Annotated in this window: 11 protein-coding genes; 7 read left to right on the top strand and 4 right to left on the bottom strand. The window is 74.1% G+C overall.

Annotation, left to right across the window (positions count from 1 at the left end; genetic code table 11):
• Positions 1-5 precede the first annotated feature (5 nt).
• From CBOVI_RS09075 to CBOVI_RS09045, 7 genes are all read left to right on the top strand, one after another.
• Entirely contained in the window at positions 6-806 is an 801-nt protein-coding gene (locus tag CBOVI_RS09075) for a phosphoadenylyl-sulfate reductase (protein ID WP_010269709.1), read from the top strand.
• A gap of 85 nt (positions 807-891) precedes the next feature.
• The gene (gene cysD, locus CBOVI_RS09070; RefSeq protein WP_010269704.1) at positions 892-1,830 is read left to right on the top strand and encodes a sulfate adenylyltransferase subunit CysD; all 939 of its coding nucleotides are present in this window, start codon (positions 892-894) and stop codon (positions 1,828-1,830) included.
• Positions 1,830-3,134, top strand: a complete 1,305-nt coding sequence (locus CBOVI_RS09065; protein WP_010269701.1) for a sulfate adenylyltransferase subunit 1 — start codon at positions 1,830-1,832, stop codon at positions 3,132-3,134. The genes cysD and CBOVI_RS09065 overlap by 1 nt, the downstream gene beginning before the upstream one ends.
• A 45-nt stretch (positions 3,135-3,179) precedes the next feature.
• Entirely contained in the window at positions 3,180-4,010 is an 831-nt protein-coding gene (locus CBOVI_RS09060) for a sirohydrochlorin chelatase (RefSeq protein WP_125187437.1), read from the top strand.
• Positions 4,007-5,068 (top strand): sulfite exporter TauE/SafE family protein, encoded by a 1,062-nt coding sequence (locus tag CBOVI_RS09055; RefSeq protein WP_375781335.1) that lies wholly within the window; start codon positions 4,007-4,009, stop codon positions 5,066-5,068. Before CBOVI_RS09060 ends, CBOVI_RS09055 begins: the two co-directional genes overlap by 4 nt.
• A 134-nt stretch (positions 5,069-5,202) precedes the next feature.
• The gene (gene pta / locus CBOVI_RS09050) at positions 5,203-6,648 is read left to right on the top strand and encodes a phosphate acetyltransferase (protein WP_010266293.1); all 1,446 of its coding nucleotides are present in this window, start codon (positions 5,203-5,205) and stop codon (positions 6,646-6,648) included.
• Positions 6,649-6,683: 35 nt separating this feature from the next.
• On the top strand, positions 6,684-7,943 hold the full coding sequence (locus CBOVI_RS09045; RefSeq protein ID WP_010266290.1) for an acetate kinase: 1,260 nt from the start codon (positions 6,684-6,686) through the stop codon (positions 7,941-7,943).
• Positions 7,944-8,261: 318 nt separating this feature from the next.
• Here the strand turns inward: CBOVI_RS09045 and CBOVI_RS09040 are convergent, their stop codons facing one another.
• The 4 genes from CBOVI_RS09040 to CBOVI_RS09025 form a co-directional block, all read right to left on the bottom strand.
• Positions 8,262-9,725 (bottom strand): hypothetical protein, encoded by a 1,464-nt coding sequence (locus CBOVI_RS09040; RefSeq protein WP_010266287.1) that lies wholly within the window; start codon positions 9,723-9,725, stop codon positions 8,262-8,264.
• Between the two features lie 346 nt (positions 9,726-10,071).
• Positions 10,072-12,582, bottom strand: coding sequence for a serine/threonine protein kinase (locus CBOVI_RS09035; protein WP_010266284.1), 2,511 nt, complete (start codon positions 12,580-12,582; stop codon positions 10,072-10,074).
• Complete coding sequence (locus CBOVI_RS09030; protein WP_010266281.1) at positions 12,579-13,667, bottom strand: transporter substrate-binding domain-containing protein; 1,089 nt, start codon at positions 13,665-13,667, stop codon at positions 12,579-12,581. Before CBOVI_RS09030 ends, CBOVI_RS09035 begins: the two co-directional genes overlap by 4 nt.
• Complete coding sequence (locus CBOVI_RS09025; RefSeq protein WP_010266278.1) at positions 13,667-15,136, bottom strand: GlnX family signal transduction membrane protein; 1,470 nt, start codon at positions 15,134-15,136, stop codon at positions 13,667-13,669. Before CBOVI_RS09025 ends, CBOVI_RS09030 begins: the two co-directional genes overlap by 1 nt.
• Between the last annotated feature and the right edge of the window lie 81 nt (positions 15,137-15,217).

The raw sequence follows: 15,217 nt of genomic DNA, 5'->3' as shown, positions 1-15,217 counted from the left end.
GTCAGATGAGTTTCCCGGCACAGGTCTCCGGCCTGCGGTTCACCACCGCCGCCGAGAGCTACCGCGACCCCGAGGTCAGCCCCGAGGGCGCCCCCACGACCACCCGCCACCTCGACCCGGAGCGGGAGGCGGAGAACCACCGCCTCGTCGCGGAGTGGAACGACCGCCTCGACGGCGCCCCGGCGGAGGAGATCCTCGACTGGGTCGGCGAGCACGTCGCCGGGACCGTCGCCGTGACCCTGTCCATGCAGGACACCGTCCTCGCCGAGCTCGCCGAGGGGCGGCTCGGGTCGGCGGAGATGGTCTTCCTCGACACCGGCTACCACTTCCCGGAGACGCTCGACGTCGCCCGCGCCGTCGAGACGCGCTACACCCTGCCGCTGCGCACGGTGGAGCCGGAGTACAGCGTCGAGACCCAGGACAAGGTCTACGGCCCCCGGCTCTACTCCCGGAACCCGACGGCGTGCTGCCGGATGCGCAAGGTCGAGCCCCTCGCCCGGATGCTCGACCCCTACGACGCGTGGATCTCCGGCGTCAAGCGCGTCGACAGCCCGCTGCGCCGGTCGACCCCGGTCCTCGCCGTCGACCGCAGCGGCCGGCTCAAGGTCAACCCCCTCGTCGCGTGGACCGACGAGGACGTCGAGGCGTACATCCGCGACCACGACCTCATCGTCCACCCCCTCACCCGGCAGGGCTACCCCTCGATCGGCTGCGCGACGTGCACCCTCCCCGTCGCCGAGGGGGAGGACCCCCGCTCCGGGCGGTGGGCCGGCACCGGCAAGACCGAGTGCGGGCTCCACACCTGACCCCGCCCCCGCGCCGCCCCGCGACAGCCCCCGCGACAGCGCCCGACCAGACCCCGTTCCCCGACACAGAGCCGGAGCACCCGACATGACCCAGACCACCAGCCCGCACCCGCGACCGAGCGCGGACACGCCGCTGAGCCCGCACCTCGCCGGCCTCGAGGCGGAGGCCATCGAGATCCTCCGCGAGGTCGCCGGACAGTTCGACCGCCCGGCGCTGCTCTTCTCGGGCGGCAAGGACTCCGTTGTCGTCCTCGAGCTCGCCAAGCGCGCCTTCGCGCCGGCCGCCGTGCCCTTCGAGCTGCTCCACGTCGACACCGGCCACAACTTCCCCGAGGTCATCGCCTTCCGCGACCGCGTCGCCGCCGACCCGCGGATCAGCCTCCACGTCGCCCACGTCCAGGACTGGATCGACTCCGGCGCCCTCCGCGAGCGCCCCGACGGCACCCGCAACCCCCTCCAGACCGTCCCGCTCGTCGAGACGATCCAGGAGAGGGGGTACGACGCCGTGCTCGGCGGAGCCCGCCGCGACGAGGAGAAGGCCCGCGCCAAGGAGCGCGTGTTCTCCGTGCGGGACTCCTTCGGCGGCTGGGACCCGCGCCGGCAGCGGCCCGAGCTGTGGGGCCTGTACAACGGCCGCCACCAGCCGGGGGAGAACATCCGCGTCTTCCCGATCTCCAACTGGACCGAGGCCGACGTGTGGGACTACCTGCGCGACCGGGACGTCGAGGTGCCCGGCATCTACTACGCCCACGACCGGGACGTCTTCGAACGCGGCGGCATGTGGCTCACCGCCGGGGAGTGGGGCGGCCCGCGCGACGGGGAGACCGTCGAACGCCGCCGGGTGCGCTACCGCACCGTCGGCGACATGTCCTGCACCGGGGCGGTGCTGTCCGAGGCGACGACGATCCACGAGGTCATCGACGAGATCCGCCTGTCCACGACCACCGAGCGCGGGGCGACCCGCGCCGACGACCGCCTGTCCGAGTCCTCCATGGAGGACCGCAAGAAGGAAGGGTACTTCTGATGACCGCCGCCACCCGGGAGACCGCCGCTCCGGCGCTGCCGACGCTCCGCCTGTGCACCGCCGGCTCCGTCGACGACGGCAAGTCGACCTTCGTCGGCCGCCTCCTCCACGACACGAAGTCCATCCTCGCCGACCAGTTCGAGGCCGTGACCCGCGCGTCGACGGCCCGCGGGCTGGAGACCCCCGACCTGTCGCTCCTCGTCGACGGCCTCCGCGCCGAGCGGGAGCAGGGCATCACCATCGACGTCGCCTACCGCTACTTCGCCACGGACCGGCGCAGCTTCATCCTCGCCGACACCCCGGGCCACGTGCAGTACACCCGCAACACCGTGACGGGCATGTCGACGTCGCAGCTCGTCATCGTCCTCGTCGACGCCCGCAACGGGGTCATCGAGCAGACCCGGCGGCACCTCACCGTCGCCGCGATGATGGACATCCCCCAGGTCGTCGTCGCCGTGAACAAGATCGACGCCGTGGACTTCTCGGAGGACGTCTTCGCCACGGTCGCCGCGGACATCCGGGAGCTCACCGAGGGCCTCGGCCTGCGGCACGTCGACGTCGTGCCGACGTCCGCGCTGCTCGGCGACAACGTCGTCACCCGGTCGGAGCGCACCCCCTGGTACCACGGCCCGGCGGTCCTGGAGATCCTCGAGGACGCCCGGCCCGACCTCCTCGCCTCGGAGGCGGACGACAAGGCCGACGACCTGCGCCTGCCCGTCCAGTACGTCATCCGCGACCACGCGACCGACTACCGGGGCTACGCCGGGCGGATCACGTCCGGCACCGTGCGCGTCGGCGACACCGTCACCGTCGGCACGGGCGGCAGCGTCCGCGAGGTCGCCGTCACCGGCATCGACACCCCGGACGGGGAGGTCGCCGAGGCGGGCGTCGGGCGGTCCGTCACGCTGCGGCTCGCCGAGGACATCGACATCGCCCGCGGGGACCTCATCGCCGACGCCACCCGCCCGGAGGCCGTGACCTCCCTCACCGCGACGGTCGTCCAGCTGTCCGAGACGCCGGTGCGGCTGCGGTCGCTCATCCTCCTGCGCTACGGCTCGGCGCTCGTCCGGGCCCGGGTCGACGAGATCATCCGCCGCACCGACATCGCGGGGGGCGACCCCGTCACGGACACCGCCGCCCCCGCCGACGACACGCAGCTCCGCCTCAACGACATCGCCGAGGTCCGCGTGACCCTCGCCGAGCCCCTGCCGGTGGAGACGTACCGCCGCGGAGGGGCCGTCGGCTCCTTCCTCCTCATCGACCCCCAGACCGGCGACACCGTCACCGCAGGTCTCGTCAGCTAGCCCCGGGCCGGGCCCCGCCCCGGCCCCTGCAGAAAGGACCCCGCCGTGACCGCTCCCACCCCCGTGATCTGCCTCGCGCACGGTTCGCGGCACCCGCTCGCCGACGGGGTCGTCGGGGACATCGCCCGCGGCCTCACCGCCGCCGGCGGGCCGCCCGCGGCCGAGGCCTTCCTGGACTTCTCCCCGCGCACCCCGCTCAACGCCGCGCGGATGCTCGCCGCCGCCGGGCACGACCGGGCGGTCGTCGTCCCGCTGCTGTTCACCTCCGCGTTCCACATGACCGAGGACGTGCCCGCCGCCGTGCGGGACATGGCCCGGGGCACGGGCATGGACGTCCGGTGCGCCGCCGGGCTCGGCACGGGGCCGGACCTCGCGCGGCTGCTCGCCGGGGTCGCCCGGGAGCTCGCCCCCGGGGAGCCGGGTGCGGCGCGGCCGGGTGCGGTGGTGCTGTACTCGGTGGGGTCGACGCGTCCCGGCGCGAACGCCGCGGTCGGCCGGCTCGCCCGGGCGGTCGGGGCGGAGCTCGGCGTCGCCGGGTCCGCGGTCGTCGCGACGGGCGCCCCGGCGGCGCGGCTGCGCGGCGAGGTCGGGCCCGCCGCGCTCGTCGACCGGGTGCGGCGCAGCGCTGCCCCGGACCGCAGCGTTGCCCCGGACCGCAGTGCCGGCCCGACGGTCGTGCTGCCGCTGTTCGTCGCGCCGGGCACGCTGTGGGACCGGGACGTGGAGGCCCTCGACGCCCTGCCCGCCGCGGGGGTGCCGGTGCTGACCGGTGCGCCGCTGGGGACGCGCGTCGTCCCCCTCGTCCGGGAGCGCGCCGCGGCGGCGCTGACCGGGACCGCCCCCGCCGGAAGTCCCGGACAGCGGGTGGCGTCATGATGAAACTGCTGCTCTTCGCCGTGGCGGGCCTGCTCGCCCAGCTGGTCGACGGCGCCCTCGGCATGGCCTTCGGCGTCACCGCGACGACCGCCCTCGTCTTCTCCGGCACCGCCCCCGCCCAGGCCAGCGCGGCCGTGCACTTCGCGGAGGTCGGCACGACGCTCTTCTCCGGCGCCGCGCACTGGCGGCTGCGCAACGTCCACTGGCCGACGGTCGTCGCCCTCGGCGTGCCCGGGGCGGTCGGCGCGTTCCTCGGGGCGAGTGTGCTCTCGACGCTGTCCACCCGCGCCGCGGAACCGGTCGTCTCCACGATCCTCGTGCTCCTCGGCGCGTACGTCCTCGTCCGCAGCGTCGCCGCGCCGTGGCGGGAGTCGCGGCGGACCGCCCCCGTGTCCTCCACCCGGCGGTCCCGGCTGGGCCTCGCCGCGCTCGGCCTCGGCGGCGGCTTCATGGACGCCAGCGGCGGCGGGGGCTGGGGGCCGCTGACGACCTCCACGCTCATGTCCGTCAGCAGCGGCGAGCCGCGCCGCATCATCGGCACGGTGAACACCGCGGAGTTCCTCGTCGCGGTGTCCGCCTCGGGCGGGTTCCTCGTCGGCCTGTCCGACCAGCTCCACGAGTCGTGGCAGCCGGTCGTCGGGCTGCTCGTCGGCGGGCTCGTCGCCGCGCCGGTCGCCGCGTGGGTCGTCACGGTCATCCGGCCGCACACCCTCGGCGCGGTCGTCGGCGGGCTGCTCATGGTCCTGAACTCCTCGCGGCTCATCCGGTTCTTCGGCTGGCCGGGGGCGGTCGCGGTGGCCGTGCTCGCCCTCGTGGTCGTCGTCGCCGTCGTCCGGGTGCGGAAGCGGTCCATCCTCGCCGGCAGTCTCGCGGACGCGGACGGCGTCGACCCCCGACCCCACCCCCGGCCCACCGCCGCCGGGACGCGGCCGGACCCCGCCGCCGACCGGGCCCGGGAGGAGCCCCGGGGCCCGGAACCTGCAGCCGTCGGACGTGACCGCGCGGCGACGCCCGTGGCCTGCGGCCGCGACGGGGGTGACCGGGGCCCGCGACCCTGACCCCGGCCCCCGCATCCGGTGGTCCCCGGCGGGCTGCACGGGCACAATGGGCACCGAGACCGCGCCCCGACGGCGGGCCCGCCACGGCCCCCGCGCCGGGGTCGCGGACAGGCACCCACGACCGAGGAGTCGCATTGACCGTCACCGCCGTCCTCAGCCCGCTGGCCTCCGCCGCCGGCACCGACCAACGCCGCCGCACCGTCACCGTCTTCTCCGCCGCCGACGTCTTCGACGGCACCCGCCCGACCGGCCCGGACATGGGCGAGGCGGTGGACTTCACCCTCGGGGCCGCGGCGTCGGCCGGGGTGCTCGTCGGCACCGGCGACCCCGCCTTCGACGCCCGCCTCGCCGCCGCCACCGGCGCCCACCACATCCTCGTCGGCAGCACCCGTGACGACGACGTCCCCGTCCAGGCCACCGCCGCCGGGCTCGCCGCCGCCGGCCGCCCCGTCGACGGGGTGTGGTTCCTCGAGGGCGGGCACGACGGCACCTCCCTGCCCCTCGACGCGGGGGAGGGGTCCCTGCCCGTCCTCTCCGACGACGACGTCCGCGCCACCCGCCCGCGCACCCCCGTCACCGGCCCCGAGGTCTTCCAGCGGGACCTCCTCGGGAAGGCCCGCGCCGCCGACGCGCACATCGTGCTCCCGGAGGGGGACGACGACCGCATCCTCCGCGCCGCCGACGAACTCCTCCGCGACGGGGTGTGCCGGCTCACCGTCCTCGGTGACCCCGCCGCCGTCCGGGCCCGGGCCGACGAGCTCGGCCTCGACCTCTCCGGCGCGACGGTCACCGACCCGACCGCGGGGGAGGACCTCGAGCGCTTCGCCGCGGACTTCGCCGAGCTGCGGAAGCACAAGGGCGTCACCCTCGACGACGCCCGGGAGACCATGCGGGACATCAGCTACTACGCCACGATGATGGTCCACACCGGGCTCGCCGACGGCATGGTCTCCGGCGCGGCCCACACCACCGCCCACACCATCCGGCCGGGCCTGCAGATCATCCGCACGGCGCCGGGGGCGAGCGTCGTCTCGTCGATCTTCCTCATGGTCATGGACGGGGTGCTGTGGGCCTTCGGTGACTGCGCGGTGAACCCGGACCCGACGCCGGAGCAGCTCGCCGAGATCGCGGCGGTGTCCGCGGAGACCGCCGCGCAGTTCGGCGTCGAGCCCCGGGTGGCGATGCTGTCCTACTCGACGGGCACGTCCGGCAGCGGCGCGGACGTCGAGGCCGTCGCCGCCGCCGTCGAGGCCGCCCGGGCCGCGCACCCGGACCTCACGGTCGACGGGCCGCTGCAGTTCGACGCCGCCGTCGTCGAGTCCGTCGGCGCGAAGAAGATGCCCGGGTCCGACGTCGCCGGCCGGGCGACGGTCTTCATCTTCCCGGACCTCGACGCGGGCAACATCGCGTACAAGGCGGTCCAGCGCACCGCCGGCGCGCTCGCCGTCGGACCGATCCTCCAGGGGCTGAACAAGCCGGTCAACGACCTCTCCCGCGGCGCGACCGTCCGCGACATCGTCAACACCGTCGCCGTGACGGCGGTCCAGGCGGGTGCCCGTCGGACCCCCTCCGGCGAGTGACAACCCACACACCTGCACCGAAAGGCCACCGACCCATGACCGACACGTCCGCCGCCCCCGTCCCCGCGCCGACCGACGGCGACCACGAGTACGTCCTCGTCCTCAACTCCGGGTCCTCCTCGATCAAGTTCCAGGTCCTCGACCCGCGGGCGGACGGCACCGAGCCGCCGTACATCAGCGGGCTCGTCGAGAAGATCGGGGAGGACCGCGGGCACATCCGCATCACCACCCCCGACCAGGCGATGGAGGACAACCGCCCGATCCTCGGCCACTCCGTCGGCCTCGAGCGCGCCTTCGGCATGATGAGCCTCCTCGGCGTCGGCCCGTCCGACCTCAACGTCGTCGCCGTGGGGCACCGCGTCGTCCACGGCGGCGAGACGTTCTCCGGGCCGGTGCTCATCGACCGGGACGTCATCCGCCGCATCAAGGACCTCGTGCCGCTCGCCCCGCTGCACAACCCGGCGAACATCGACGGCATCGAGAACGCGCGGAGCCTCCTGCCCGACGTCCCCCACGTCGCCGTGTTCGACACCGGCTTCTTCCACACCCTGCCCCCGGCCGCCGCCCGCTACGCCATCGACCGGAAGGTCGCCGAGGACAACCACATCCGCCGCTACGGCTTCCACGGCACGAGCCACGAGTACGTGTCGCAGCAGGTCGCCGGGCTGCTCGACCGGGACCCGGCGGACGTGCGGCAGATCACGCTGCACCTGGGCAACGGCGCGTCCGCCGCCGCGATCGACGGCGGGCGGGCGGTGGACACGTCCATGGGGCTCACGCCGCTCGCCGGGCTCGTCATGGGCACCCGGTCCGGTGACATCGACCCGGGCATCATCTTCCACCTCCACCGGTCGTCGGGGATGAGCTCGGAGGACATCGACACGATGCTCAACCGGGACTCCGGCCTCAAGGGCCTCTCCGGGGTCAACGACTTCCGGCAGCTCCAGGAGCTCATCGACGCCGGCGACGAGGACGCGATCCTCGCCTACGACATCTACGTCCACCAGCTGCGCCGCTACCTCGGGTCGTACATGCTCATCCTCGGCGGGGTCGACGCGATCACGTTCACCGCCGGGGTGGGGGAGAACCACGCGGGGATCCGGCGGGACACCCTCGCCCGGCTCGAGGGGTTCGGCGTGGAGATCGACGACGCGCGCAACGAGGACCCCGAGGCCGAGGGGCCGCGGATGATCTCCACGGACGACTCGCGCGTGAAGGTGTTCGTCGTGCCGACGAACGAGGAGCTCGCGATCGCCCGGTACGCCCTCGACCTCGCCGACGACGGGGAGGGCTAGCGGCGGGGCCGGGGTGCCGGGGCGCGCGGTGGTTGTCAGCGACTGGCAGCGCGGGGTCACCGCGGCGGGGTGGTTGTGCGCGACTGGCAGCTCCGGGTCACCGCGGCGGTTGTGCGGCGCGGCGGTTGTCAGCGACTGGCAGCTCCGGGTCATTTTTCGCCCGTTTTTTGACCCGGGGCTGCCAGTTGCGCGCATGACCTGCCCGGCGAGCGCTTGACCTGTGCGGTGAGCGCATGAAAAAGGTGTGCACCGCGGGGTGCACACCTGGGTGGGCGGCGGGGTGCCGCGCCGGGGTCAGGGGGGGGCAGGGGATCAGGGTCAGACGACGTCCGGGACCTCGACACCGGGGGCGACGGCCGCCGCCGCGGTGCGGATCCCGTCGTTGACCGCCTGGCGGGCCGTGTCCCCGGCCGCGAGGAGATCGGCGGCGACGGCGTCGGAGCTGCCCGCCGAGGTGGTCGGGGCCGGCTCCTGAACCTCCGGGGTGCCGACCTGGTCGGCCGCCCCCGCCTGCGCGCCGAGCTGCGGGAGCTGCGGGACCTCAGGCAGCTGCGGCAGCTGGGGCGCCTGGACCTGCGGGACCTGGGGAAGCTCGGGCAGCTGGGGGAGCTGGGGCGCCTGGACCTGCGGGACCTGCGGGAGCTGGGGCAGCTCGGGCAGCTGCGGCGCCTGGACCTGCGGGACCTGCGGGAGCTGGGGCAGCTCGGGCAGCTGCGGCAGCTCCGGGGCGGGGAGGGCGTCCGGCGCCGAGGACGTCGGGTCCCCGGCCTCCGGCTCGTCGGCCGCGGGCTCGTGCTCGTCGTACCAGGTCATGAGCGCGATGATGTCGTCGTCCATCGTGCGGAACGTGTCGTGCTCACCGGTCGCCGGGGCGATCCGGAAGGTGTCCGCCGCCTGCCCGTCGGGCGCGCCGTAGAGGTGCTCGAGCGGCACGTCGAGCGGCTGGTACCGCTGGAACGGGCCGATGGCCTGGGAGGACACGCCGACGACCTCGCCGGTCTTCGGGTCGTACGCCGGGCCGCCGGAGTCGCCCTGGCTGAGCCGGACGTTGACCGACCACACGCCGTTGGCCGTGCGGAACAGCTGGAAGCCGCAGCTCCGGCCCGTGCGGTTGCCGTCCTTGCACACCGGCTGGCCGAGGTTGTCGAGGGAGACCTGCCGCTGGCCGAGGTCCGGGTAGTCCCGCACGCGCGTCAGCGGGATCGGGCTGCCGTACCGGCGCCCCTCGGAGTCCACGGAGTACGTGCTGCCGTTCATCTCGACGTCGTCGTCGACCGCGACCACGGCGTAGTCGGGCATGTTGAACGCCTGGTCGAGGAAGGCCACGGGGTCGCCCTCCTCGGAGGCGGCGGCGTCGTCCTCCGCCGTCTCGAGCCCGTTGGCCGGGTCGCCGTCGATGAAGCCGAGCGCCCGGACGTCCCGGGCGGTGCCGACGTGCCGGTCGCCGTCGGGGGCCGGCACGTAGAACTCGCCGGTGATGTCCTCGAACGGGGAGGCGGCGCAGTGGCCGGCGGTGATCATGACCCGGTGCGTCGTGCCGTCGGGGTCGGTGACGGTGCCGGGGATGCCGGCGGTGCACAGGCCGGTGGCGGTGTGGACGCCCGCGTCGGTGACCTCGGTCTCCGCGGCGGGGATGCGCACGGGGTCGCCCGCGCCGAGGGTGACGGCGCCGGCGGTGCCCGCGCCCACGGCGCCGGTCGTCAGGGCGACGACGCCGGCGACGGAGACGGCGACGGTGCGGGGGCGGAGGCGGGAGAGGTGGAACCTGGTCGGACGAATCACGTGAGGGTGCCTTCCGGTCTGGACCCGGCCGTCGGGGCCGGGTCGGGTGTCGGGTGCGGTGAGGGGGGGGGGGACGACGGGAGCCTCCGCCGACCTCGTTCACGGCTACGCTAACACCGTGAAAGGACAGGTCAATGGCTGTGATCGTGTCCGTTTCGTGACCTGTGCAGGGGCGACCTGCACGGATGCGTGCACCCCGCGGATCGGCCCGGCTCCCGCCCTGGCCAGCGGGATTGTCACAATTCGGAAACAATGAGCTGTCATTCACGTTCGGGGGTGCCGGGGCCCGGGAAACCGGGGGTGGGGAGGGCCCCCGCGCGCGACCCCCGCGCGGCACCCACCCCGCTCAGAACCACGTCCGGGGCCGGATCTTGTTCGCCATGTCCACGAGCCGGTACCGGTGGCGGTCGAACGGGGACTGGCGGGCGAGCTGGCGCAGCCCCTGCTCCAGCCCCGTGCGCAGGCCCCGTTCGGTGAACCGCACGTCGAACAACGGCGCGGACCCGACGCGGCGGGTGGAGTCGTCGTCGTCCTCCGTCACCGAGCGCAACCAGTCGAGGGCCGCACCGAGCACCGCGAGCCGCACCTGCGGCAGGCGCGGCTCGTTCGTGGGCATCGTCTCCAGGCGGCGGGCCGCCCGGCGCAGCCGCGACTCGTGGAGGGACTCCGGGTCGGCGATGAGGATGAGCACGGTCGTCAGCCGGGCGAGGTGGTGGTGGCGGGACGCCTGCGGCACCCGGTCGAGCACGGAGACGGCCATGTCGATCAGCCCCTCGGCCTGGATCTGCCGGGCGAGCCCGAAGGCGGAGGAGACCGTCGTCGGGTTCGTCGCCCACACCAGCCCGTACAGCCGCATGGAGTGGAACCGCAGGGCCACCGGGTCCTGCGTGACGTGGTCCCAGCTCGGCACCGTGCTGTAGTCCGCGATCTGCACGCTCTGCGCGTACGCGAGCGCCGTCGCGGCCCGCCGGACGTCGGCGTCGAGCAGCCGGGTGCCGTTGACCCCCTGGTGCTGGAGCAGCAGCTCGTCCGTCGCGGCGAGGGCGAGCTTCGGCGCGGGCTCCCCGGGGAGGATGTTGAGCACGTGGTTGAAGTACACCTGCGCGCCGGCGAAGTCGCCGAGCAGCAGGCTCGCGATCCCGGAGTACCACTGGTGACGCCAGTCGTTGTGCATCGTCCCGTCCATCGCGCGGAGGGCGTCGTGCGCCTCCGTGACGAGGCCGAGGTCGAGCTGCGCCCGGACCTTCGTCAGCGGGATCTCCGTGGAGTTCGCCATGTCCGGCTGCCGGGCGGCCTCGGTGAGCGTCTCCAGCAGCTCGCCCGGTTCGGTGAACCCGGTCGCGGACAGCAGCGCCGCCCCGGGGTCGTCCTTGTCCGCGAGCGGGGTCGGCAGCGCGGCGACGACCTCCGCCGGGGAGATCTCCACCGAGCGGACGATGCCGTCGAGCAGCTGGTCCGTGCGGAACACGAGGTGCTTCGTGCCGAACGTCGACCGCTGGGCGGTGAAGCGGGTGTCGAGGTGCGGGAACTTCCGGCCGTCCCGGATGGCGAGGATCTCGCGGAGCACGCCGATGAGCTGGTCGGCCATCGTCGACGCCGAGGAGAACCGCACCTCCGGGTCCTCCGCCGTCGCGCGGAGCAGGAGGCGGTAGAGGGACAGGTAGCGCCGGAAGAGGGGCTCCTGGTCGGGGGTCGGCAGGCCGGGGTCGTACACCCCGTCGGTGACGGGCAGCCGGACGACGAGGCTCGCGAGCGTCCGGCCGACGGTGTAGATGTCCGACGCCACGGTCGGCCCCGTCGTCGCGATCTCGGGGGCCTGGAACCCCTTCGTGCCGAAGATGTGCCCGTACGCGCCGACGCCGGACACCGCCCCGAGGTCGATGAGCTTGACCTGGTCCTCGGTGATGATGATGTTGTCCGGTTTGAGGTCGTTGTAGACGACGCCCCGGCTGTGCAGGTAGTCCAGCGCCGGGAGGATCTCCAGGATGTAGCCGATCGCGTCGTCGACGGGCAGGACGTTGCCCGGCTGCCGGCGCCGCCGGCTGCGCAGGGACGGCCCGCCGACGAACTCCATGACGATGAACCCGCCGGGGCTGCGCGGGTCGTCGATGAAGTTGAAGATCTTCACGATCCCGGGGTGGGTGATGTCCGCGAGGAACGCCCGCTCGGACTCCGCGACCGCGGCCTCGTGCTCGTTCTCCGTGGCCATCATGCCCTTGAGCACGACCCACCGGTCGGCGACGTTGTGGTCGACGGCGAGGTAGATCCAGCCGAGGCCGCCGTGGGCGATGGGGCCGAGGACCTCGTACTGCGCCGCGACGATGTCGCCGGAGGAGAGCGTCGGCGGCTCCGTGCCCTCGGCGACGGTGCGGGCGGTCTCCTCCGGGCTGATGACGGCGTCGTTCGGGTCGGTCGGCGTGACGAAGGGCAGCCGGACCATGCCCCCGGCGACGGTCGCCCCCTCCCGGTACGTCCCGCGGAGGCGGCGGAACTTCGTCAGCGCCTCCCGGCGGCTGCGTTCCCCGGTGTCGGTCGCGGACTGGGTCGCGCCGGCGGGCAGCGGGTTCGTGACGGTGTCCTCGCCGTCGCCGTGGTGGCCGCCGGCCGCGGCGAGGTCGTCGAGGTACGTGTCCGGGTCGACCTCGATCTCGGCCATGTCGTCGTCATCGTCGTCGGCGAAGGGGTCGAAGACCGTGGCCTCCGTCCCGGGCTCGGTGACCGGCCCGGTCGACGGCCCTGTCCCCGGCCCGGTCGACGGACCGGTGCGTGGCCCGGCCGTCGGGCCGGTCGTCGGCTCCGTGTCACCGTCGCCGCTGAGTCTGCCCCGGGCTCCCGGGGTCGTCGCGTCATCGGTCACCGTTGCTCCTCCCGTGTCCGGTTCCCGCGGACCTCGGCGCGGCTCCGCGCGAGGTCGGCGGACTGGGCCTCCGTCCGGTAGGACAGCGGCGGCGGGTCCGCCGGGCCGAGGTACTGCCGGAGCCACCGGTCGTAGGACCGCCGCCACGTGCCGTCGTCCCGGATCCGTTCGACGGTGGCGTTGACCTGCCGGATGAGCCCGCCGGTGTCCCGCCCCGACGCCGACGACGCCGCCGCGACGGCGTAGCGCTGCACCGTCGGGGAGGGCAGGTCGACGAACTCGGTGTGCGGGTCCTGGGCGCGGAGCCCGGCGAGGATCGCGCTGTCGGAGAACACCGCGTCGACCTGGTGGCGTTGCGCGGCCATGAGGCAGTCCGGCCAGGTCTGGGTCAGCAGCACGTCGCCGTGGGGGATCTCCGTCCACACGCGCCGGGCGGACGTCGAGTCCCGGGCGACGCACACGGTCCGCCCCGCGAGGTCGTCGCTGCCGTCGATGCCGGCGTCGCGCATCGCCAGCACCGCGGTGCCGGTCGTGAGGTAGGGGGTGGAGAACTCGATCTCGTCCTGCCGGTCCCGGGTGACGGTCATGGTGCGGATGATGAGGTCGACGTCCCCGGTGGTCAGGGCGTCGTCCCGGCGGGTGGACTCCACGTAGCGGAAGTCGACCTTCGTCGGGTCGCCGAAGATGTCGCGGGCGATCTCCCGGGCGAGGTCGACCTCGAACCCGGCGAGGTCACCGGTCACGGGGTCGCGGAAGCCGAGGCCGTTGAGGGACTGGGCCACGCCGACGATGAGCCGGCCCCGGTCGATGATCTGGGGGACGCGCTCGGCCGCGGTCCGGTCGTCGGGGGGCAGGGACCCGACGGGGGGTGCCGACGCCGACGTCCCCGCGTCGGACGGGTCCGCCGTGGCGGACGTCATCGTCGCGCCGGCGGGGAGGTCGTCGCCCGCGTCGTCGGTGACCGTGGGCCACGCGGGGAGCGTGAAGTCGGGGGAGCTGCACGCGGAGAGCGTCACGGCGGCGAGCGTGAGCGCGGCGCACACCCGCAGCGGGGCGCGCCGGGGAGGGACGGACAGCGGGGACATCACATGTACTCCTGGAGGCGGGGGCGGGTGCCCAGGATGACGCACAGGGCGGAGAACACGGTGAACACGACGACGAGGTTCGTCACCCGTTCGGCCGAGACCCGGCTCTCGATGAGGTAGTCGCGGAGGTCCTTGCGGGTCTCCGCGATGAGCTGCTGGAGCTGGCGGTCGAGGCGCGCGAAGTTCCGGGTCGTCCCCGTCGCACCCGTCGTCCCTGCCGCGCCGGGGTCGGCGGCGGTGCCGGCGGGGTCGGTCGCGTCGTCCGGCCCGGTCGCCCCGTTGCCCTCCGCGACGGCGACGCGGATCGCCGCCGGGTAGTCCCCGTCGCGGATGAGGGTCAGCGTCCGGGCGTGGGACGTGTCCCAGCCGCGGAGCAGCTCCCGGGAGCTGTCGACGAGCGCCGGGTCGTGCACGGTGTCGCGCAGGTCGTCGAGCGCGGCGTCGATGGAGCGGATGTGCTCGGAGAACGACGTCCGCTCCGCGTCGGAGTACTCCCGGCGCACGAGGCTCAGCGCCTCCGTCGTCCGGGTCTGCTGGGCCTCGATCCGCACGGACGTCAGCGTCTCGAGCGGCTCGGCGGCCCGGGTGAGGCCGTTGGCGCCCGCGTGCCACGTGACGACGGCGGAGCCGACCGTCCACAGCAGCGCCAGGGTCATGAGGATCGTCGCCGTCCCGTACCCGGCGTTGAGCCGCCGGTTCGTCAACGCCGCGAGCCAGAACTGGGCGAGGACGAGCATGACCACCGCCGCGAGCAGGCCGGACAGCGGGAACCACATCGGCCGGGTGAGACCGACCTGCTGTTCGCCGACGCGGGCGTTCGTGCGGGTGTAGAGCTCGGACGCGGCCGTGAGCAGGTCGTTCTGCATGAGCTCGCTGGCCTGGGCGATGTACGCCCCGCCGACGGGGTTGCTCACCCGGTTGTTGACCTTCGCCTCCGCGATGAGGCTGACGTAGTCCGGGAGCTTCTGCTGGATCTCCAGCACGAGGCGCATGTCCCGGCTGGAGGGGTCCTCGATGCCGTTCGCCGCGCGGATGACGGACTGCGTCGCGTTCTGGAGGGCGTGCGTGTACGCGGCGTCGTCCGCCCCCGTCCCGGCGCCGTCCTGGATGAACGACGTCGTCGCGACCGAGTCGGCGACGGAGAGGGAGTTGAACAGCTCCTGGGAGGCGTAGGACAGCGGCTCGGTGCCGTTGACCAGCTTGTTCAGGTCCGCCTGCCGGGACTGTGAACTGGCCGCCATCGCCCCGCCCGCGGCGAGGATCGCGAGGACGAGCACGGTGGAGACCACCCACAGCAGGCCGGGTGACGTCGACACGAACTCGGTGAACCGGCGCGGCAGGGCGAGCGCCGGGGCGAAGATGCTGAGCCGCGGCGACCGGCCGCCCGCGCGGTCGGTGTCCATCCACCGGTCGAAGTCGTCACGGGGACCGTGCACGGGGCGTGCGGGCGGGGTCTCCGGTGCGGACATGGGTGACAGCTTACAAGGTGCCGGGACACTCCACGGCCTGTCCCGGCACCTGTCCACAGGCCCGGCCCGCGCCCGTCCACA

This window comes from Corynebacterium bovis DSM 20582 = CIP 54.80, assembly GCF_030408615.1.
GTDB lineage: Bacteria > Actinomycetota > Actinomycetes > Mycobacteriales > Mycobacteriaceae > Corynebacterium > Corynebacterium bovis.
Note: the sequence above shows the minus strand (reverse complement) of the source record. Positions and strands in the feature narration are given on the sequence as shown.

Excerpts from the sequence above, each read along its gene's own strand:
- CBOVI_RS09045 (WP_010266290.1), top strand. The coding sequence starts at position 6,684 with ATGACCGACACGTCCGCCGCCCCCGTCCCCGCGCCGACCGACGGCGAC.
- CBOVI_RS09025 (WP_010266278.1), bottom strand. The coding sequence starts at position 15,136 with ATGTCCGCACCGGAGACCCCGCCCGCACGCCCCGTGCACGGTCCCCGT.
- CBOVI_RS09075 (WP_010269709.1), top strand. The coding sequence starts at position 6 with ATGAGTTTCCCGGCACAGGTCTCCGGCCTGCGGTTCACCACCGCCGCC.
- CBOVI_RS09055 (WP_375781335.1), top strand. The coding sequence starts at position 4,007 with ATGATGAAACTGCTGCTCTTCGCCGTGGCGGGCCTGCTCGCCCAGCTG.
- cysD (WP_010269704.1), top strand. The coding sequence starts at position 892 with ATGACCCAGACCACCAGCCCGCACCCGCGACCGAGCGCGGACACGCCG.
- CBOVI_RS09030 (WP_010266281.1), bottom strand. The coding sequence starts at position 13,667 with ATGTCCCCGCTGTCCGTCCCTCCCCGGCGCGCCCCGCTGCGGGTGTGC.
- CBOVI_RS09065 (WP_010269701.1), top strand. The coding sequence starts at position 1,830 with ATGACCGCCGCCACCCGGGAGACCGCCGCTCCGGCGCTGCCGACGCTC.